Origin of the sequence: Nocardia rhizosphaerihabitans, from assembly GCF_014646295.1 — a bacterium.
Classification (GTDB): domain Bacteria; phylum Actinomycetota; class Actinomycetes; order Mycobacteriales; family Mycobacteriaceae; genus Nocardia; species Nocardia rhizosphaerihabitans.
In genome coordinates this window covers 211,071-230,668 of the sequence record NZ_BMNE01000001.1, presented here as the reverse complement: position 1 = coordinate 230,668, position 19,598 = coordinate 211,071, and the positions used below count along the sequence as shown (strand labels likewise).

Annotated in this window: 17 protein-coding genes; 8 read left to right on the top strand and 9 right to left on the bottom strand. The window is 70.2% G+C overall.

Features of this window, described 5'->3' with window-relative positions:
* Positions 1 to 40 precede the first annotated feature (40 nt).
* The 6 genes from IEY60_RS01005 to IEY60_RS00980 form a co-directional block, all read right to left on the bottom strand.
* Positions 41 to 379 carry a hypothetical protein gene (locus IEY60_RS01005; protein WP_189022783.1) on the bottom strand — a complete coding sequence of 113 codons (339 nt, stop codon included), beginning with the start codon at positions 377 to 379 and terminating at the stop codon, positions 41 to 43.
* 132 nt (positions 380 to 511) lie between these two features.
* Positions 512 to 1,696, bottom strand: a complete 1,185-nt coding sequence (locus IEY60_RS01000) for a cytochrome P450 (RefSeq protein ID WP_229739468.1) — start codon at positions 1,694 to 1,696, stop codon at positions 512 to 514.
* 48 nt (positions 1,697 to 1,744) lie between these two features.
* Entirely contained in the window at positions 1,745 to 2,956 is a 1,212-nt protein-coding gene (locus tag IEY60_RS00995; protein ID WP_189022781.1) for a cytochrome P450 family protein, read from the bottom strand.
* Positions 2,953 to 6,009 (bottom strand): amino acid adenylation domain-containing protein, encoded by a 3,057-nt coding sequence (locus tag IEY60_RS00990; protein WP_229739467.1) that lies wholly within the window; start codon positions 6,007 to 6,009, stop codon positions 2,953 to 2,955. Before IEY60_RS00990 ends, IEY60_RS00995 begins: the two co-directional genes overlap by 4 nt.
* 49 nt (positions 6,010 to 6,058) lie before the next feature.
* Positions 6,059 to 6,535 (bottom strand): pyridoxamine 5'-phosphate oxidase family protein, encoded by a 477-nt coding sequence (locus IEY60_RS00985; protein ID WP_229739466.1) that lies wholly within the window; start codon positions 6,533 to 6,535, stop codon positions 6,059 to 6,061.
* Between the two features lie 212 nt (positions 6,536 to 6,747).
* Entirely contained in the window at positions 6,748 to 7,431 is a 684-nt protein-coding gene (locus tag IEY60_RS00980; protein ID WP_308426062.1) for a TioE family transcriptional regulator, read from the bottom strand.
* Positions 7,432 to 7,521: 90 nt separating this feature from the next.
* Between IEY60_RS00980 and IEY60_RS00975 the strand changes: the two genes are divergently transcribed.
* Positions 7,522 to 8,658, top strand: coding sequence for an erythromycin esterase family protein (locus tag IEY60_RS00975; protein WP_189022773.1), 1,137 nt, complete (start codon positions 7,522 to 7,524; stop codon positions 8,656 to 8,658).
* Between the two features lie 188 nt (positions 8,659 to 8,846).
* On the opposite strand, the gene IEY60_RS00970 is transcribed toward IEY60_RS00975, so the two are convergent.
* Positions 8,847 to 10,226 (bottom strand): metallopeptidase TldD-related protein, encoded by a 1,380-nt coding sequence (locus tag IEY60_RS00970; RefSeq protein WP_189024744.1) that lies wholly within the window; start codon positions 10,224 to 10,226, stop codon positions 8,847 to 8,849.
* An 11-nt stretch (positions 10,227 to 10,237) separates the two neighbouring features.
* Positions 10,238 to 11,767 carry a TldD/PmbA family protein gene (locus tag IEY60_RS00965; protein ID WP_189022771.1) on the bottom strand — a complete coding sequence of 510 codons (1,530 nt, stop codon included), beginning with the start codon at positions 11,765 to 11,767 and terminating at the stop codon, positions 10,238 to 10,240.
* Between the two features lie 145 nt (positions 11,768 to 11,912).
* On the opposite strand from IEY60_RS00965, the gene IEY60_RS00960 reads away from it, so the two are divergent.
* Entirely contained in the window at positions 11,913 to 12,563 is a 651-nt protein-coding gene (locus tag IEY60_RS00960; protein WP_373291657.1) for a TetR/AcrR family transcriptional regulator, read from the top strand.
* Here the strand turns inward: IEY60_RS00960 and IEY60_RS00955 are convergent.
* Complete coding sequence (locus IEY60_RS00955; RefSeq protein WP_189022767.1) at positions 12,560 to 13,327, bottom strand: TSUP family transporter; 768 nt, start codon at positions 13,325 to 13,327, stop codon at positions 12,560 to 12,562. The two genes, IEY60_RS00960 and IEY60_RS00955, sit on opposite strands and share 4 nt — an antisense overlap.
* A 92-nt stretch (positions 13,328 to 13,419) precedes the next feature.
* On the opposite strand from IEY60_RS00955, the gene IEY60_RS00950 reads away from it, so the two are divergent.
* The 6 genes from IEY60_RS00950 to lnt all read left to right on the top strand — a co-directional run bounded on the left by IEY60_RS00950 (position 13,420) and on the right by lnt (position 19,398).
* The gene (locus IEY60_RS00950) at positions 13,420 to 14,586 is read left to right on the top strand and encodes a sensor histidine kinase (protein ID WP_189022765.1); all 1,167 of its coding nucleotides are present in this window, start codon (positions 13,420 to 13,422) and stop codon (positions 14,584 to 14,586) included.
* A 21-nt stretch (positions 14,587 to 14,607) separates the two neighbouring features.
* Positions 14,608 to 15,267, top strand: a complete 660-nt coding sequence (locus IEY60_RS00945; protein WP_189022763.1) for a response regulator — start codon at positions 14,608 to 14,610, stop codon at positions 15,265 to 15,267.
* Between the two features lie 64 nt (positions 15,268 to 15,331).
* Positions 15,332 to 15,853: an FxsA family protein gene (locus IEY60_RS00940; RefSeq protein ID WP_189022762.1), complete on the top strand. Its 522-nt coding sequence runs from the start codon at positions 15,332 to 15,334 to the stop codon at positions 15,851 to 15,853.
* 18 nt (positions 15,854 to 15,871) lie between these two features.
* Positions 15,872 to 16,075, top strand: coding sequence for a hypothetical protein (locus IEY60_RS00935; RefSeq protein WP_229739464.1), 204 nt, complete (start codon positions 15,872 to 15,874; stop codon positions 16,073 to 16,075).
* A 30-nt stretch (positions 16,076 to 16,105) separates the two neighbouring features.
* The gene (locus IEY60_RS00930; RefSeq protein ID WP_189022758.1) at positions 16,106 to 17,698 is read left to right on the top strand and encodes an amidohydrolase; all 1,593 of its coding nucleotides are present in this window, start codon (positions 16,106 to 16,108) and stop codon (positions 17,696 to 17,698) included.
* A 143-nt stretch (positions 17,699 to 17,841) separates the two neighbouring features.
* On the top strand, positions 17,842 to 19,398 hold the full coding sequence (lnt, locus tag IEY60_RS00925; protein ID WP_189024742.1) for an apolipoprotein N-acyltransferase: 1,557 nt from the start codon (positions 17,842 to 17,844) through the stop codon (positions 19,396 to 19,398).
* Positions 19,399 to 19,598 lie beyond the last annotated feature (200 nt).

Sequence of the window (19,598 nt, the reverse complement as noted above, 5' to 3'; positions counted from 1 at the left end):
TGTTCCGGTGGCCGGACCTACCTGCGCGAAATCGAGACGGCTAGAGACAGTCACCCGCCGTGAGTTCGGCTTCTGCAACCGCGGTGAGTTCGATGGTCTCGCCGAAACCCTCGTGCAATTCCGCGAGTGTTTCCCCACTCGCATCGGCAGCCAGAGCACAGCCGATAAGATCCTCGGTCACTTCGACGGAGGCGGAGGCTGTGGCCGGGGCGGCCGGAGCGGGGGCAGCCGGTGCAGCCGGAGCGGCCGGAGCGGGGGCAGCCGGTGCAGCCGGAGCAGCCGGAGCGGGGGCGGCCGGGGCGGCTTGTGCCATTCCCACGCCGAAAACCGATACAGCGGCAAAAGCAACAGCGAATGCACTGGTCTTGATGAATCGCATTTGTGCTCCTCAAATTTGTAGTCGTGTACTACATCTCGGAGACCTGCGTACTTGCAGCAAGTACTTTAAACACGATGCCGAATGTGGTCAACTCCCCTACATAAATTAATTTCCGGAGGTAGGGCGATATATTCACCAATCCACCGGGATTTCGGCAGGCATGATCGCCATTCGGTGCGGATGCCAGGGCACCTGCGCCATCGGCACCGTCAGCCGAATACGGGGCAGCCGGTCGAGCAGGACCCGGAACGCGGTGTCGGACTGACGGCGGACCACATGCGCACCGGGGCAATGGTGTCGACCGTAGCCGAAGCGCAGATGCGGGTTGGGTGTGCGGGTCGGGTCGAAGATCTCGGGATCGGCGAACGCGGCCGGGTCGACGTTGACCGCGTCCAGCGACAGCAGCACCAGGTCGCCTTCGGCGACAGTCACCGAACCCAGCTCCGCGTCCCTGGTGACGTAGCGGGGGATCGCATTGCCCAGGACGACGCTGCACCGCAGCAACTCCTCCACGCACTGCGGCATCGTCTCCGGCCGGGCACGCACCGCGTCGAACACCTCGGGCCGCTGGAGCAGGTTGAGCGCCGCGACCCCGAGGAAGCTCGCGAAATCCTCGTAGCCGCTGACGAACAGCACCGCGACGATGTTCGCCAACTGCTGGTCGGTCAGCCCGTGCTGCCCGGCGTTGAGATCGGCGAGGCGGTCGGCCAGGCCGCGCGGTTCGCCGGGGCGGCGGGCGGCCATGTGCTCCTGCATATAGGTGCGGATCTCCGCCCAGTTGCGGGCGAGCTCCTCCGGGGAATACGTCACCATCGTCAGGTCGATATCGGCTCGTTCGGCGAGCCACCGGTGGTCCGCGAAGGACAGGCCGAGCAGGCGGCACAGGCACTGTGCGGCGACCCATTCCGCGAAGTGGCGCTGCAGATCGCCCACAGGCCCCTCCCGGACCATGGCGTCGAGGCCCTCCTTGGTGATCGCGGCGACCCAGTCGGCGGGGAGATCGGGCTGGTTGCGGCCGAGGGCTCGGAGCACCTCGTCGCGCAGCCCGGCTTGGTGGAGGTGGTTCATCGCGTCCAGCAGTTCAGGTGCCAGGATCGGGGTGTCCTGCGCCGGACTGTCGGCGTCGGCGAGCACGGAGCGGGCGAACGCGCGGTCCCGCAGCACGTGTTTGGTCAGCTCGTAGCTGGTGACCAGCCACGCCTCCTCCCCGGAGTTGGTGCCGACCCTGGCAACGGGACATCGGCGCTGCAAGTCGGTGAGCTCGGGGGCGAGACGGTCGCCCTTGGTGCTGAACGGATAGCGGTAGTCGACGGTCACGGCGTGCAGACCTCTCTCTCGACGTCGTCGGCGGTTCGTTCGAATCGTTCACCAGCGCACCGGCAGCTGTGCTGGAGCGCGCAGTGGGGTCGACTCGTCCCAGCGAATCGAATCGACCGGCACCGCGAGCTCGATGCCGGGCAGCCGTTCCAGCAGCACCTCGATCGCGGTGGCGAGCTGCAACCGCGTCAGGTGCCCGCCGGTGCACGCGTGCGGGCCGTGCCCGAACGCGACGTGTGCGTTGGGTGATCGGGATAGGTCGAGTCGGTCGGGATCGGCGAACGCCGCGGGGTCGCGGTTGGCCGACGCGGGCACCGGCACGACCGCGTCACCGGCGCGAATGTGCTTGCCGTGCAGCGTGAAGTCCTCCGTTGCGACGAGGATGTTGATCGCGTTCATCAGCGGCACGTACCGCAGCAACTCCTCTACCGCCGTGCCGATCCCGGACGGCTCTGCGCGCAGCCGCCGCAGCGCGCCGGGGTGGGTGAGCAGGGCGAGCAGGGCGTTGCCCGTGTGCTGCATGGTGGTCTTGTAACCGGCCATGAGCATCGTGACGACGAAGCTGACGACGTCGTCGCGGGTCAGATCGCTACCGGGAGAACGGCTCTGGGCGAGCAGTAGCCGGATGTGGTCCTCGCCCCCATCCTCCTGCTCCTTGCGATCGATGAGCGCGGCCGCGTAGTCCTGCAGCGCGTACAGGGCCGCCAGCACCTCTGCCATCGGCACCCCCGACGCGCCGAGGAGGGTGAGGGTGTGCGGAAGATAGATGTCGCGGTCCTCGTGCGGCAATCCGGTGGTCTCGCACAGCACCCGCAGGGGCAGCGGCTCGACGTAGGAGGCGACGAGATCGGCTGTGCCGTCGACGGACTCCGCCACCATCGTGTCGATCAGTTCCTCCGCCATCGCCCGGATCCGCGGCCGCACGGGTTCCAGCCGTCGTCGGCCGAACAGCGGCAGGACCGCGCGCCGCACCCGCTCGTGGTGCGCGCCGGTCATTTCCAGAAACGTCGGCAGGCACGGCGGCGGTGCGGTGTCGCCGTCGCGCGGCGGCCAGGCGGACAGCAGCGGCCGCTCGAGCCGGGGGTCGGCGAACGCGGCACGCACATCGGCGTACCGGCTGAGCAGCCAGGCTGTCTCGCCGTTGGGCAGTTGCGTTCGGATGACGGGGTTTTCGCTGCGCAGCCGGGCGTAGGCGCACGGCGGCCCTGCGGTGCCCGGCTCGACGGCGGGGACTCCGGCGAGGGTGTCGACGCCGCTCATCGGCTCGCCATCGAAGACTCGGCGGCGGGGCGGGCAAGGTAGCCGCAGGTGACCAGGTACTCCAGATAGCGGTCCAGCAGGTCGGAATCGACCGGCGGACACTGTAATCCGCTGCCGGACAGCGCCGTCTCGGTGTTGGCCCGCCCCAGCACCGGGAACGTGTCCGCGAGGTACATCTCCTTGACGGACATGTCGGCGGTGCGGCTGCGGTCGATGCACAGAGACACGAAAGGCGCTGTCGCGCTTGTCGGATGCTCGGCGACATGGCGCACGAGCTCGTCGACCCACCGCGCGTAGGGCAGCGTCCGCAGCACGAAGCCGGCCGCACGCATCCGGGCCAGCACGTCCGACAGCATGGCCCGGCGCGGGTTGGTGAGATGGTGGACCCGGCCCTCGGCAGGCCGGTGGGTGGCGATGTAGACGACGGACTCGGCGAGATAGTCCACCGGCACGAAATCCATGGGCAGCTCGATGTCGGGGGCAAGGCCGGTCTCGGCGATCGTCTTGAACAGCGAGCAGATGGCGGTGTCGGTGTTGCACACACCGTGCGCGCGGTCGCCCATCACCTCGTACGGCCGGTACACCGCCACCGGCAGACCCTGCTGCGCCGCCTGTCGCAGGACGCCCTCGGCGACCCATTTGCTTTCCGCGTAACCCATGGTGAGCCCGTCCGCGTGGGCCGGCGGGAGATCCTCGGCGACTTCGCGGACCCCGGCCGCGCCGAATCCGGCGACGACGGCGACCGTCGAGAGGAAGTGCACCGGCACCCGCCTCGGTGCCGCGATCCGGACTATCTCCCTGGTACCGCCCACGTTCGCCGCGCGCAGATGCTCATACGGATAGAGGAAGTTGACGTGAGCGCCGTTGTGCACCACCAGATCCAGGGCGCCTGCCAGCTCGTCCGCATGCGCCTGCGACAGGCCGAGCCGGGGTTCGGTCAGCTCGCCGGGGAAGCACTCCACCCGGCGCCACGCGGCCTCGTCCGGATGCAGTCCATAGCGGGCGAGCGCCGTGCGCACCCGCTGTTCGGCGCGCGCCCGATCGGCCGCCCGCACCGGACAGTGCACGCGCGCCGCCGTCGAGCGCAGCAGCCGATCGAGCAGGAAGGCGCCGACGAACCCCGAAGCGCCCGTGAGCAATACCTCCCGCGGGGCGTGCGGGCGCGGAGCCGGGCTCTGGGCTGGTGGGAGGTCGAAGCCGAGCTCGGTCTCCTTCTCGAAGTCGACCTGCTCCGTCGCGGCCATGGCGCCCGAGCACGCTGTGTCCACGGCAGCCGCGAATCCTGCCAGGGTGGGTGTGGCCAGCAGCGCCCTGATCAGGCCGGAGCCACAGGCGGCATCGAGGTTCAGGACGGCGAGGGTGCGGGTGACCGTCTCGGAGGCGAGCAGGGAGTCGCCGCCGAGGAGGAAGAAGTCGTCGTGCGGTGCGGGGCGCACACGCAGCACCTGCTGCCATACCTCGGTGAGGACGCCGAGCAGGCCGTCGACCACGGGCTGCTCCGCCGTCCCCGCACCGGCGGCAGCCGGCAGATTCGCCCGATCCACCTTGCCACCGCTGGTCACCGGCAAATGCTCGAGGGGCACCAGCACCGGGACCGCCTGCGGCGGCAGCCACTGCGCGCAGTACGCGCGCAGCTCCGGCAGCGACAGTGGGCGACCCGGCCTTGCGGCGGTGACGTAGGCGGTCAGCGTCCCGTCCGTGGCCTCGACTATGGCCTCGCCGACCGCCGGGTGCGCTCGCAGCCGGGTCTCCACTTCGTCGAGTTCGATGCGCGCGCCGCGCAGTTTCGCCTGGCGATCCAGCCGCCCACGAAACTCCAGGAGGCCGCGGTTCCACACCGCCCGGTCGCCGGTCCGGTACAGCAGTCCGCCCGGTTCCACCGCGGGCAGTCGCACGAACCGCTCGGCGGTCAGGTGCGGGTCGCCGAGGTAGCCAAGGGCCAGCCCGTCCCCACCGACATAGAGCTCGCCCTCTTCGCCGGGATCCGCGACCGAGCCGTCGGCCCGCACGACGTGGCAGGTGGACGCGCCGAAGGGAAGGCCGAGGGGGACGTGCGTTTCCTCCGCAGGCAACGGGCCGAGCACGTGGGCGGTGGAGACCACCGAATTCTCGGTCGGACCATAGAAATTGACCACGGTGGTGCCAGGACAGGCCGCCAGCACGGCATTGGCCAGGAGCGGGTCCATCGCCTCCCCACCGGCCGAGACGAAACGCAGCCCGGCCAGCGTCTCGGGGCTGGTGCGGGCGACGAGATGGAAGACACTCGTCGTCAAGTACGCGATCGTCACGTCCCGCGCGCGGAACAACTCCGCCAGGGCGGTGGGCGAGAGCAGTTCTTCCCGGTCCGCGATGACCAGGCACGCGCCGGTGAGCAGCGCGCCCCAGATCTCGATCGTCGAGGCGTCGGAGGACAGGCCGTAGGCGTGCAGGACCCGGTCGCCCGGTCCTGGCGAGGGCAGCCGGTGATCGGACAGTACGAGCCGGACCACACCCCGGTGGGGGATGGCCACCGGTTTGGGGCGACCTGTCGTGCCGGAGGTGAAGACGACGTAGGCGCAGTCGGTGGCGCAGTCGTGCCGCGGCTGCGGGTCGGGGATCTCCCAGCCCGTCGTGTCGCGGGTGAGTTCGATGCGCACGCGCAGGCCACGCACCTGGCGAGTGCTGCCGGGGAGGATGACGGCGGCCCGCAGCCCGGTGTCCTCGGCCATGGCCCGCCATCGCGCGGGCGGCAGGTCCTCGTCGAGCGGTACGTACGCGCAGCCCGCCTCGAGGATGCCGAGCAGCGCTACCAGCGCGTCCAGCGAGCGGCTCCCGCATACGCCGACCAGCTCGCCCGGTTCGACGCCCCTGGCGCGCAACTGTGCCGCCAGGGCCTTGGCCTGGGCGGCGAGCTGCCCGTAGTTCAGGATGCGTTCGCCGTGCCGGGCCGCGGGCGCGTCCGGCCGGGCGGCGGCCTGCGCCTGGAACAACTCTGGAATGCTCGCGTCGCGCGGGTAGATCGGTGGCGCCGGGGATGCGGTGCGCGGGCGTGCCGAACCGTCGAGGTAGGTCACCAAGTCCTTCTCCGTTCCTACGGCTTCGGTTGCTCGGTGCGATGCTGTTTCAGACGGCGCCGGCGTCGCGATGCGCGCCGACTTCCGCGAATCCGGCCGCGAAGGCGGCGAAGTCGGCCGTGCGCCAGCGCTGGGGGCGCATGCGGAAGGTGATGTCGTGCTCGAGCTGGTCCGCGGTCGCCGCCAGATAGGCGCCCGCCTCGTCGGGGTCCAGATAGCGCACGGCCAGTGTCGCGCGCACCGCGGGATCGATCGGGTCGTCGACGGCGGTGACGGGCCCCTCGACACTGACGTACCGGTACGGCCGCCGCTCGTCCTGCACGCACAGGCTGAATCGACCGGCAGCACGCAGCAACTGGGCCTTGATCGTCTCCCGCCCCGTCTCGACGACGATCTCACCCCCGGGTTCGTAGCCGTACCAGACCGGCACGACCAGCGGGCCGCGGTCGCCATTTCTGGGATCGGTGACACTCAGAATGCCGACGCGGGGGTCGGCGAGGAATTGTTCGCGATCGTCACGGGACATTGCGAGCAGCATTCGGCCACGCTCCTGTGATGAGGTGTTCCGGGGGCAACATCTGCAATTCCGACACCGAAAACGCCGAATTCCTGAACCCGTCAGGATGGTCACATTGGTGAAACTACTGAATTCGCTTCATGTGGCGACGATTACAGTACCAGCGTGGTTGGTCCGCATCCAAGACATTCCGACGAACCGGGCAAGACACAATTCCCGAATCAGGAGATATGGCTCAGGTAGCGGCCGAGGTGCGCGGCCGCGTCGAGCATGGCGAGACCTCGGGTGGTGAGGCGTTCGCGCCAGTCGTCCAGGGCTCGGGTCACCGCATCGGTGCCACCCGCGTCACGGATCTGTTCGACGACGAGGGCGATGCGATGCAGGGGGTAGCCGCCGCGGCGGAGCAGGTGGGCGAGTTCGGCGTCGCGGATGTCGTCGGGGCCGTAGCGGCGGTATCCGGTGGCGGGATCGCGTGGCGGCGTGAGGATTCGAGCGTCCTCCCATTTGCGCAGGGTCGCGGGGGTGACCTCGAGCAGGTGCGCGAGTTCGCCGATGGTTCGGGACTCGGTCGCCCGGGGAGTGGGGGTGGTCAGGTGGGTGATCGCCTTGCGGACCGTGTCGAGGGTGGCGCGGTCGCGGAGTAACTGGTGGTGACCGGCGTCGATGACGGCCAGCGCGTCGTCGAGTTCGCCGTGATGGACGGCCCGCATGATGCGGCCGCTCGCGGCATGGCCGTAGGCGGGGATCAGGGCGAGGTAGGCGCGCAGTGCCGCCGCGTGGGCCTCGGTGTAGATCCGGTAGCCGCTCGGTGTGCGCTCGGCGGCGGGGAGGTACCCCGCCTGCTCGTAGTTGCGGACCGCTTGCGTCGAGAGTCCGTGTTCGCGCGCCAGGTCCGAAGGTCGCATGTCTCCCACGGCTTGGAGACTTTACGCCACTGATTGATTGCTGACCGGGACAAAGCCTCAACCGAATGTTCAACGATACGATTGAGACACATGAGCCAGAACATTCGCGACTTCGTTCCGTCCACGTGTGAGCTCCTCGCGTTCGGTGAGCCGACGCATCAGGAACCCGCCTTCCCCCTTCTCCGCAACGCGCTGTTCGCCCAACTCGTCGAGCTCGGCTTCCGTTCCATCGCCCTCGAGTCCGATCGGGTCGCCGCCCTCACCGTCGACGACTACGTCCGCAACGGCATCGGCAGTCTCGACGAGGTGATGCGCACCGGCTTCTCACACTTCGGAGACCTGGCCGCGAACCGCGAACTGGTCGCCTGGATTCGTGACTACAACGCGAACAGGCCACCGGCCGAGCACGTGGCCTTCTACGGCTTCGACGCGCCGCTCGACAACACCAGCGCCCCCAGTCCCCGCCGCTATCTCGAGTTCGCCCGCGACTATCTGCACCTCGAGACGGAGATCGCCGACCTCGCCGGCGACGACGAACGCTGGCATCGCGACGCAGCGATCCTCGACCCGGCGATGTCGCCCGGCGACACCGAGGAAGCGCGGCGACTGCAGGCGCTCGCCGACGACCTGCTCAACACTCTCTACGCCCGCGCACCCGAGCTGATTCCCGCGACCTCCGAGGCCGAATGGCGCAGGGCGGCAGTCCATCTCACCGCCGCGCGCGGGCTGCTGCGCTACCACCGCCAGTCCGCGCGCCGCGTCGACGAGACCACCCGGATCTCGGGCCTGCTCGCCACCCGCGACGTCCTCATGACCGAGAACATCCGCGATATCCGTGACATCGAAGCCCAGCGCGGCCCCACGCTGCTCTACGGCCACAACGTGCACCTGCAGCGCAATCTCAGCACCATGTCGATGGCAGGCATGACCCTGCGGTGGTACGGCCCCGGCGCCGTCCTCAGCTCGCTGTTCGGTGACCGCTTCACCTTCCTCGCGGGCAGCCTCGGACCCAGCCCGTCCGGTCTTGCCGACAACGAGCCGGCCGAGGCAGGACTCCGCGACCGCTCCGTCCCGTGGGGCCTGTTCCCTGCCGCCGGTCTGACCGCCACGCCTACCGGCCCGACCTCGGACCCCAGCTACTTCCCGCTCGACCAGGAGACCATCGACGGCGCCGACGCGATCCTGCATATCGCGGAGAGTGGTGCGCTGGTCGCCGGAGACGCGTGAGCGCTCGGTTGAACCAGGACCCGGGCGGGCACGTCAGCGGCGTGCCCGCTTTCCTGCGATCGACACCGTCGTCGACGACGACACTCTAGTGGTTTGCCGGGTGGCGGTTCGGGCATTCAGTGGGACCCAGGGAAGTCTCGAGAGTTGTTGACCGACAGCGAGATCGGCGGTCGGTCGACGAGGGACGATCAGGTCGCCTGGCTCACCGAGGACATGTGGAAATCGGGGATGCGCAACGGTGGCATGGCGGTGCGGGTGAACCAGTCCTTCCATTCGCGGGGGAGGGTGATCTCGGTGGCGCCTGCCTCGGCGACGCGGCGCAGGAGGTCGAGGGGGCTTTCGTTGAAGCGGAAGTTGTTGACCGCGGCCGTGACCCGGCCGTCCTCGACCAGGTAGACGCCGTCGCGGGTCAGCCCGGTCAGCAGGAGGGTGGCGGGGTCGACCTCGCGGATGTACCAGAGGCAGGTCAGCAGCAGGCCGCGTTCGGTGCGGGCGATCATGTCGTCCAGCGAGGCGTCGGAGCCGCCGGTCAGGAGCAGGTTCTCGCCGGGAAGGGTGGCGGGAGCGGCGAATTCGGCGGCGGTGGCGCGGGGATAGACCAGCGACTCGATCACGCCGGAACCGATCCAGTCGACGCGTTGCGCGGACAGGCCGTTGTCGAAGACCGACAGCGATTCCGACGACGACGGGGTCGCCACGAAGGGCCGGTATTCCAGGCCGCTCGCGTTCGGGTCGGAGTAGAGAGTCAGCGGAATGTCGCTGAGTCGCTCACCGATCCGGGTGCCGCCCGCGCGGGAGAACGCGGTGTGGCCTTCGTGCGCGCCGCGGCCCTCCATGGTCCAGGCCAGGTAGATCATCAGGTCGGCCACGGCCGACGGCGGCAGCAGCGTCTCGTAGCGGCCCGCGGGCAGGTCGACGCGGGTGGCCGACCAGTCCAGTCGCCGGGAAAGTTCGGCGAGCAGACCGGGGGTGTCGACATCGGTGAAATCGGCGGTGCCGACACCCACCCACGCGCTCGCGAGATCGCTGCCGTCGCCGCGCTTTCCGTTGATCTCCACCGATCCGGTGGGCTGGCTGTACCGGCGGCGGATGCCGGTGGAGGTGCCGAGCCAGGTGGTGTGCAGCTGGTGGTGGGCGAAGCCGTAGAGGCGGTCGGTGCCGTCGAAACCGGTCGACAGGTCACGGGCCAGGCCTGCGAACACGTCGATCTCGGTGGCGCCTGGCGCGTGATCCCAGGTGGCGGTGTCGTCGTGAGTCGGCTCGAGCAGTGGCATGGCGTCGCGGGCCGGGGTCGCCGTGCGGGCGGCCTCCTCGCTCGCGCGCACCACCGCCTCGATGTCGGCGGGGTCGACGCTGGTGGAGCTGATGCTCCCGACGCGCGCGGCGTTCGGACCGTCGCGGAACACCGAGATCACCGCCCAGTCCCGCGACACCGAGGAACCGTTGGTGGTCATCGAGTTGCCGGCCCACCGCAGCGACGCCTCGTGCGCGTCGGTGACGATGACGATCGCCTCGTCGGCCTTCGACGCCGCCAGCGCGCGCTCGACCACCGCGCCCGCGGGGAACACACCCGACTCGCTCACTGCCCGCCCTCCGTCCGGGTATTGAGAATATTGACCCCGCGCACCAGCACCGACGGGCAGCCGTGGCTCACCGCCGCCACCTGACCGGGCTGGGCTTTACCGCAATTGAACGCGCCACCGAGCTGCCAGGTGCTCGGCCCGCCGAGCGCTTCCATCGCACCCCAGAACTCGGTGGTCGTCGCCTGATAGGCGACATCGCGCAGCTGACCGTCCAGCTCCCCGTTGCGGATACGGAAGAACCGCTGACCGGTGAACTGGAAGTTGTAGCGCTGCATATCGATCGACCACGACTTGTCGCCGACGATGTAGATGCCGTTCTCGACCCGCGAGATCAGTTCGGCGGTGGTGGTGTCGCGCTCCGGATCCGGTTGCAGCGACACGTTCGCCATCCGCTGGATCGGCACGTGATGCGGGGAATCGGCGTACGAGCAGCCGTTGGAACGGTCGAGACCGAGCCGTGGGGCGAACACGCGGTCGAGCTGGTAGCCGACAAGGATGCCGTCGCGCACCAGGTCCCACTGCTGGCCCGCCACGCCCTCGTCGTCGTAGCCGACGGTGGCCAGGCCGTTGACCTGGGTGCGGTCACCGGTGACATGCATGATCGGGGTGCCGTAGCGCAGCGTGCCGAGCTTGTCGGGAGTGGCGAACGAGGTACCCGCGTAGGCCGATTCGTAGCCGATCGCCCGGTCGTATTCGGTGGCGTGACCGATGGATTCGTGAATGGTCAGCCACAGGTTGGTCGGGTCGATCACCAGATCGGTCGGACCGGCGACAACGCTGGGCGCCTTCACCTTCTCGGCCAGCCAGCTGGGAATCTGCGCGAGTTCGCCTGCCCAGTCCCAGGTTCCGTCGGCGCCGGTGACGTATTCCCAGCCGCGGCCCGCCGGTGCGGCCAGGGTGCGCATGGTCTCGAACACGCCGGATGCGGAGTCGACGGTGATCGCCTCCAGCTGCGGATGCAACCGCACCCGCTGCTGGGTGATCGACGATCCCGCGGTGTCGGCGTAGAAGACCTGCTCCTTGACCTGCAGGACCGACGCGGTGACATGGTCGACACCGTCGGCCGCCGAGAGCCGTTCCGAATAGTCCTGCAGCAGCGCCACTTTGTCGGTGGTCGGCACCGCGAACGGGTCGAGGTCGTAGGCCGACACCCACGACACGTCCGCGTAGCGCGGCTCGTCGGCGAGCTCCACCCGCTCCCGGTTGAGCGCGCGCAAGGTCGTCGCGACGGTGACCGCGCGCCGCGCCACCTCGGCGGCGATGTCGGGCGTGAGCGCGGCATGGGAGGCGAAACCCCAGGTGCCGTCGACGATCACGCGCACGGCCAGACCCAGCTCGGTCGAATCGGTGACGGCCTCCACGCGCCCGTCGCGCAAGCGGATCGACTGCGTCACCAACCGCTGCACCCGCAGATCGGCGTGCTCGGCGCCCGCCGCACGGGCCGCCGAGAGCGCGGCCTCGGCCAGCGCGCGCAACCCGAGCGTCAGGAACTCCTCGTCCACTTCTCTGGAAGTCGCGGTAGTCACCCCGCCTACGCTAGCCGGTGCCGCCGACACGCGGGACCCCGCCGAGGATTACCCGCGCGAAATCCCGGTTCGGGCAGCGACAACCGTGACGCGCTGATCCCGGTCCTCCCGCGGCGCACCGCCCGGATGCCGTAGGGTGCCCGCCGTGCCGCCATCCGCCCTCCGCGATCGAAAAAGGGAACGAACCCGTCGTGCGATTCTCGTGGCCGCCGTCGAATTGTTCGAGGCCAGAGGCTATGAGGAAACGACAGTGGCCGATATCGCGGCCGAGGCCGAGGTCGGCACCCGGACCTTCTTCAACTACTTCGCCAGCAAGGAAGAACTGCTTTTCCCCGAGCCCGACGAACGGGTCCGCGCGGCCGTCGCCGCCATCGCGACCAGGCGGCCGGGGGAGCGTCCGGTGGAGGTGCTGCTGCGTGCGCTGCGCGCCGCGGGCGACAACCCCGGCGAACATCGGGTGGACGACCTGAACTCCCGCGTCGCCGCGTTGCGCGCGCGGGTCTCGCGGACCGTGCCCGCCGTGAGCGGTCGCGCCGCGCACGCCCAGCTCGTCGCCCAGCGCGAGATCGCCAGGCAACTGCACCTCGCGTTCCCGCACGAACTCGACGAGGTCGGCGCCGCGGCACTGGTCGGCGCGGTCGTCGGCGCGGTGTCGGGAGCGCTGACAGTGCTGTTCCAGCAGCCCCAGCACGGAATCGACGACGGCGAACGCCTGCACCGCAAGATCCACGAGACCACCTCGCGGGTGCTGCAGCCCTGGCTCGCCGCCTCGGCATCGGCCGAACCGGCGCGCTAACCGAACTGCTGCCAGCCCAACCGGATCACCATCACCACCACCACGACGAGCAACACGATCCGCACGAACCCCGCGCCCTTGGCCAGCGCCATCCGCGAGCCGACCAGCGCGCCCGCCACATTCGCCACCGCCATGCCCGCGCCGAGGCCCCACAGGAGGTGGCCGGTCGCGCCGAGGAACAGCAGCGCGCCCACATTCGACCCGCAGTTGATCACCTTCGCCATGGCCGCCGCGCGCACGAACTCCGTGCCGAGCAGCGTCGCGAACGTGATGATCAGGAAGGTGCCGGTGCCGGGCCCGAGCAAGCCGTCGTAGAGGCCGATCAGGCCCGCGGCCAGCGCCACCACCAGGATGACCTTGCGCCGGGTCGGTGGATGGGTCGCCATGGTCATGCCGACCGACGGGCGCACCGTCACGAACACCGCCACCGCGACCAGCACCACCATCACCAGCGGGATGAACAGGTCGCGGTCGATCAGCGACACCGCCGCGGCACCGCACGCCGAGGTGACCGCGGCGATCATCGCGCCCGGGATCAGCACCTTCCACTGCATCGGCACCCGGCGCGCGAAGGTCAGCACCGCGGTCGCCGTGCCCGACAGCGCGGCCAGCTTGTTCGTGCCGAGCGCGGTCTGCGGGGCGATGCCGGGCGCGACCAGGAACAGCGTCGGCAGGATGATCAATCCGCCGCCGCCGACCACCGCGTCGACCCAGCCCGCCGCGGCCGCGGCCACCAGTAGGACCGCCCAGTCTCCTAATTGCACGCGTCCAGGCAATCAAGATCACGCGCGGAAAGCCAACCGGGCCGCGCACGTCCGTGGACGGTTTCATCACCTGCGGCGATTAGGCTGGCCCGGTGCGCCGGTTCAGCTTGTGGCTCCGCGGCCGACCCATCGTCGCCGATTCCCTCCTCGCGGCCTTCCTGATGGTGCTGGACGCGCTCGGCGTGGGCAACGAACACCACAAGGCCTCCTACCTGGTGTTTTCGCTACTGCTGCCGGTGCCGCTGATCCTGCGCCGGATCTATCCGCGAGCGATGGCCGCGGCGATGTTCCTGCTCTCGGTGCTGTGCACGCTGGTGGGGTATCTGGTCGGTGACGACACCTCGGGGCACGTCGCGCTGATCGGGCTCGGGGTGATGCTCTACACCCTGGTCGCCTACGTCGGCAGGCGGGACGGGCTGATCTACCTCGTCTGCCTCGCCGTCGATCTGGGGCTCTCGCTGCTGATCCTGAGTGAACCGGTCGGCGGCGACATCGCGCTCGTCTTCGCGATCTACGCGCTGTGCTGGACGCTGGCCGAGTTCAACGGCGCACGCCACGCCTACGACGCCGAGGTCGCCGCGCGCCTGGCCGTCGCCGACTACGACAAGGAACGCCGCGCCCACGAGGCCGTCGCCGCCGAACGCACCCGTATCGCCCGCGAACTGCACGACGTGGTCGCGCACGCGGTGAGCGTCATCATCGTGCAGGCCGACGGCGCGAAATACGCCCTGCGCCACGACCCGGACACCGCCGAACGCGCGCTGGCGACCATCGCCGGCACCGGCCGCGACGCGCTGCGCGAACTGCGCCGCACCGTCGCGCTGCTGCGCACCGAGCACGCGCCGGAACTGCTCCCGCAGCACGGCAGCGCCGGGATCGCGCGGCTCGCCGAGATGATGCGCGACGCGGGCCTGGCCGTCGAACTCGAACTGACCGGGGAACTCGACGACATCACGCCCGAGGTGAGCCTCGGCGTGCACCGGATCGTGCAGGAATCGCTGACCAACACGTTGCGCCACGCCGGGTCGAGCCCGAAGGCGACGGTGCGGGTGCACCGGCGCGCGGACGACATTCTGATCGAGGTCACCGACAGCGGTGGTGTCCCGGTCGAGGAACCCGACATCCCCGGCACCGGCATGGGCCTGGTCGGCATGCGCGAACGGGTCGCCGTGCTCGGCGGAACACTGTCCGCGGGCCGCACCGGAGACGGTCGCTGGCGGGTCAGTGCCACCCTCCCGCTGCGCGCCGAAACCGATTGATACGCCCGCTAAGGTTGGGAAATGCCGATCAGCGTGCTCGTGGTGGACGATCAGGAACTCATGCGAATGGGCCTGAAGATGGTGCTCGGGGCGCACCCCGACATCGAGGTCGTCGGCGAGGCGGGCAACGGCGACGAAGCGGTGCGGCGCGCGACCGAGCTGCGCCCCGACGTGGTGCTGATGGACGTACGGATGCCGGTCGTCGACGGCGTCACCGCCACCGGCCGGATCGTCGCCGCGGGTGACGGCATCCGCGTGCTCGTGATGACCACCTTCGACCTCGACGAACACGCCCTCGGCGCACTGCGCGCGGGCGCGAGCGGATTCCTGCTCAAGGACACCCCGCCCGAGGACCTCGTCTCCGCCATCCGCAGCGTCGCCGCGGGTGACGCCGTGGTGTCCCCGAAGGTCACCAAGCGCCTGCTCGACCGGCTCGTCGCCGAGGACCCGGCCGGTCTGCGCGACCCCGGCGTGCTCGACGTCCTCACCGCCCGCGAACGCGAGGTCCTCGAGCAGATCGCCGCGGGCCGGTCCAACGCCGAGATCGCCGCGGCCCTGTTCCTGTCCGAGGCGACGGTGAAAACGCATGTCGGCCGGGTGCTCACCAAACTCGGGCTGCGCGACCGGGTGCAGGCGGTGGTGCTGGCCTACGAGACCGGACTGGTTCGCCCGGGGGGCTGAGGCGGTCGGGAGAAAAATCGGGCGCTCGCGCGTTGGACAGGTAGATCGTCCGAAAGGATCGCCCATGACCGCTCTGCTGTTCGTGCTGTACCTCGTCGTCGAGATCGCCGCGTTCGTCGGCCTCGCCCAGTTGATCGGTGCGGGCTGGGCGCTGCTCGCGTTGATCACCGTGTCCGGCGTCGGCTTGCTGCTGCTCGGTGCGCAGGGCAGGCGGGTGTTCGATCGGTTCCGCCGGGCCGCGCGCGGTGAGGTCACCGCCGAGAGCGCGGTCGCGGACGGGCTGCTCGTCGCCACCGGCTCGGTGCTGCTGTTCGTACCGGGGCTGGTCACCGGCGTGATCGGGCTGCTGGCGCTGTTCCCACCGACCAGGGCGCTGCTGCGGCCGGTCCTGGAGAAGCTCGGCACCCGGCGCTTCGGCCCGCTGCCGTCGTTCGCGCCCTCGCCGTATCGCGGGATGGTGGTCGACGCCGACAGCGGTGACGTGGTCGACGGCGTCGTCGTCGGACAGTGGTACGACGACGGACACGCCACCGGCCCGCGCGCTCTCGGGACCGCTCGCGCCGATGACGCCACCCCGTGGCGGTGAACGGTCTACAGTGTGCCGATGGCCACCGAGCAGATCACCGTCACGGTGAGCGCGGAACTGGCCGACGCGGTACGTAGGGCGAGTACCGCTGCCGGACAGTCCATGTCGGATTTCACGGTCGCCGCGTGGCGACTCGAGCTGATCGCCGTCGACACCGGCGGGCATACTCCCGCCGGGCTACGCGACGCCGACGTCCGCGCCGTGCTGTCCCTGCCGACCTGACGATCGGCCGATACGGCAGACTGGGGCACCGTGAGTACCCAGTTGCTGATCGGCGGTCGTTTCTACAGTTCGAGCTCCCCGGACGCGACCGCGATGGCGGTCACCGACGGCACCGTGGTGTGGCTCGGGGCCGAAGCGCCCGGCCGGGCGATGCACCCCGATGCGGAGATCGTCGACCTCGACGGCGCCTTCGTCGCGCCCGCGTTCGTCGACCCGCACGTGCACGTCACCGCGCTCGGCCTGCAACTGACCGGACTCGACGTCAGCGGCACCGCGTCGCTGGCCGACCTGCTCGCCGCGCTGCGTGCGCACGCCACCGCACAGCCCGACGGGGTGATCATCGGCGAGGGCTGGGACGACACGGCGTGGCCCGAACAGCGGCCGCCGAGCGTCGCCGAACTCGACGAGGCGGCCGGCCCGGGCAGGCTCGTCTACCTCGCGCGCGTCGACGCGCACTCGGCCGTCGCCTCCTCGGCGCTGCTCGACGCGGCCGGAGAACTCGGCGACGGCTACCGGCGCGGCGAACCGCTGCGCGCCGACGCCCACCACCGGGTGCGGTCCGTCGCGCTCGCGGAACTCGGTCGCGCAGACCGTGATCGGGCCCGCGCCGCCGCTCTCGACGCGGCCGCCGCGCACGGCGTCGTCGCCGTCCACGAATGCGCGGGCCCCGACATCTCCGGCCGCGACGACGTCCGCGAACTCCTCGCCTTCGAGCACGGCGTCGAGGTGCGCGCCTACTGGGGCGAAGCCGTGCGCACCGCCGGCGAAGCCCGCGCGCTGCTCGACGAACTCGGCGTGGCCGCCCTCGGCGGTGACCTGTTCGTCGACGGCTCGCTCGGCTCACACACCGCACTGCTGCGCGCGGCGTATGCCGACGCGAGCGGCTGCGGCAAGAACTTCCTCGACGCCGAGACCGTCACCGCGCACATCCGCGCCTGCACCGAAGTCGGCGTGCAGGCAGGCTTCCACGCGATCGGGGACGCCGCCATGGACATCGTGGTCGCCGGATTCGCCGCGGTCGCCGCCGAACTCGGCGGACCGGCGATCGCCGCGCGCGGGCACCGGGTCGAACACGCCGAGATGACCGACGCCGCCGCGATCGAGCAGCTCGCCGCCCTCGGCGTGATCCTGTCCGTGCAGCCCGGATTCGACGCCGCCTGGGGCGGACCCGACGGGATGTACGCGACCCGCCTCGGCGCCGAGCGCGCCGCCGGTTTGAATCCGTTCTCGGCCATGGCCGCCGCGGGCATCTCCCTGGCCATCGGCTCGGACGCGCCGGTCACCACGCTGAACCCGTGGGAACAGGTGCGGGCCGCGGTCCACCACCGGACCCCCGGCCACGGCCTGTCGCCGCGCGCCGCCTTCGCGGCGGCCACCCGCGGCGCCTGGCGCGCGGGCGGCGTGCGCGACGGTGTCGCGGGCACGCTGGTGCCGGGCGCGCCCGCCTCGTATGCCGTGTGGGACGCGGGTGACCTCGTCGTCGCGGCTGCCGCCGACACGGTGCAGCGCTGGTCCACCGACCCGCGCTCACGGGTGCCCGGCCTGCCGCGCCTGGATCCCGGCGCCGAGCTGCCGACCTGCCTGCGCACAGTGCGCAACGGCACGACGATCTACACCGCCTGACCACGACGCACCGGCACCGAATCACGGAACAGGACACGATGATCCACCCCGCTACCGAACCAGGGCCCGACGCCGTGACCGCCGATGCGGCGGCCACGCCCGAGACCTCGCCGGGCGGTCGCGGGTACGGCGTGCTGCTGCGGATGCTCGCGGCCACCGCGGGCGGCGTGCTGCTGTTCGGCAGCTTCCCGCCCAGGCCGTGGTGGTTCCTGGCCCCGATCGCCATCGCCTTGCTCACCATCGCCGTGCGCGGACCCGGTTCGCTGCGCGCCGGATTCGGGTACGGCTTCCTCGGCGGCCTTGGGTTCTTCGTGCCGCTGCTGCCGTGGACCGGCATCTACGTCGGACCGCTGCCCTGGCTGGCGCTCTCGACGACCTGCGCGGTGTTCATCGGCCTGTGGGGCGTGCTCGCCCGGTGGCTGAGCGCGCTGCCCGGCTGGCCGTTCTGGCTCGCCATCGCCTGGACGGCGACCGAGTGGGTGCGGTCGAGCTTCCCCTTCGGTGGATTCCCGTGGGGCCGAATCGCTTTCGGTCAGGCCGACGGCTGGTATCTGCCGCTGGCCGCCTATGGCGGCGCCCCGCTGATCGGCTTCGCCGTCGCCCTGACCGGCACCGGCCTGGCCGCGCTCGCCCTGCGTGTTCTCGCGTGGACACGCCGGCCCGCGCCGCGCGTGACGGGCCGGGCCACGCGGATCGGATTTGCCACGGCGGCAGTCACTGTGGCTATCATGCCCCTCACCGGAGTGATCCTCCGGCCGACGCTGCCCGCCCCGGATGAAGGCCACCGGTCGATCACGGTCGCCGCGATCCAGGGCAGCGTGCCGCGGCTCGGCCTCGAGTTCAACGCCCAGCGCCGCGCCGTGCTGGACAACCACGTCCGGCGCACCGAGGAGCTCGCCGCCGCCGTCGACCGCGGGGAGGCGGTCCGGCCCGACGTCGTCATCTGGCCGGAGAACTCCTCCGATATCGACCCACTGCGCAACGCCGACGCCGCCGGCGAGATCACCGAGGCCTCGCAGCGGATCGGCGCGCCGATCCTGGTCGGCGCAGTCCTGGTGAACGGTGACCGCACGACCACGAACTCGGTGATGGTGTGGAACGGCGCGGCGGGACCGCAAGACCGGCACGACAAGAAAATCATCCAGCCTTTCGGTGAATACCTGCCGATGCGCAGTTTCTTCCGCTTGTTCTCGTCCTACGCCGACCAAGCCGGACATTTCGTGCCGGGCAATGGTGACGGTTCGGTCACGGCGGCCGGCGTGCGGATCGGCGTGGCGACCTGTTACGAGGTGGCCTTCGATCGCGCATTCCGGCAATCGATGGCCTCGGGCGCCGAACTGCTGACTGTGCCGACCAACAACGCCACCTTCGGCGAGAGCGAGATGACCTACCAGCAACTCGCCATGTCCAGGGTGCGGGCGGTGGAACATGGCCGGGCGCTGGTGGTGGCGGCAACCACCGGGGTCAGCGCGATCATCACCGCGGACGGTGCGATCGCGCAGCAGAGCGCCCAACTCGCACCCGCCGCGGTCGTCGCCCAGCTACCATTGCGCGACACGACGACGATCGCGACGCGAATCGGCGCGGCGCCAGAACTGGTGTCCGTTATTCTGACCGCAATCGGCGTGGCGCTGATGTTTTTCCGGCGTCGGCGAGCGAATCAGGCGCGGGCTATGCGGAACTCGCAGAATTCTGAATAAGCGGTTTGTTTTAACCCGGGGGAGGCGGCCGAATGTGGTCGCTCAGGGGTCCGATCCGTTCAGCTTGAAAACAAATCAAGATCGGTAGCCATCCGGCCGCCGCAGTACTCCGAATCAATGGGCGTGGATAGCCACGCCCTGGGCCGTCGTGCGCCCGGGCGAATGCTCGGGGAGTTGTGACACAAAGGCAGAACGGAGTG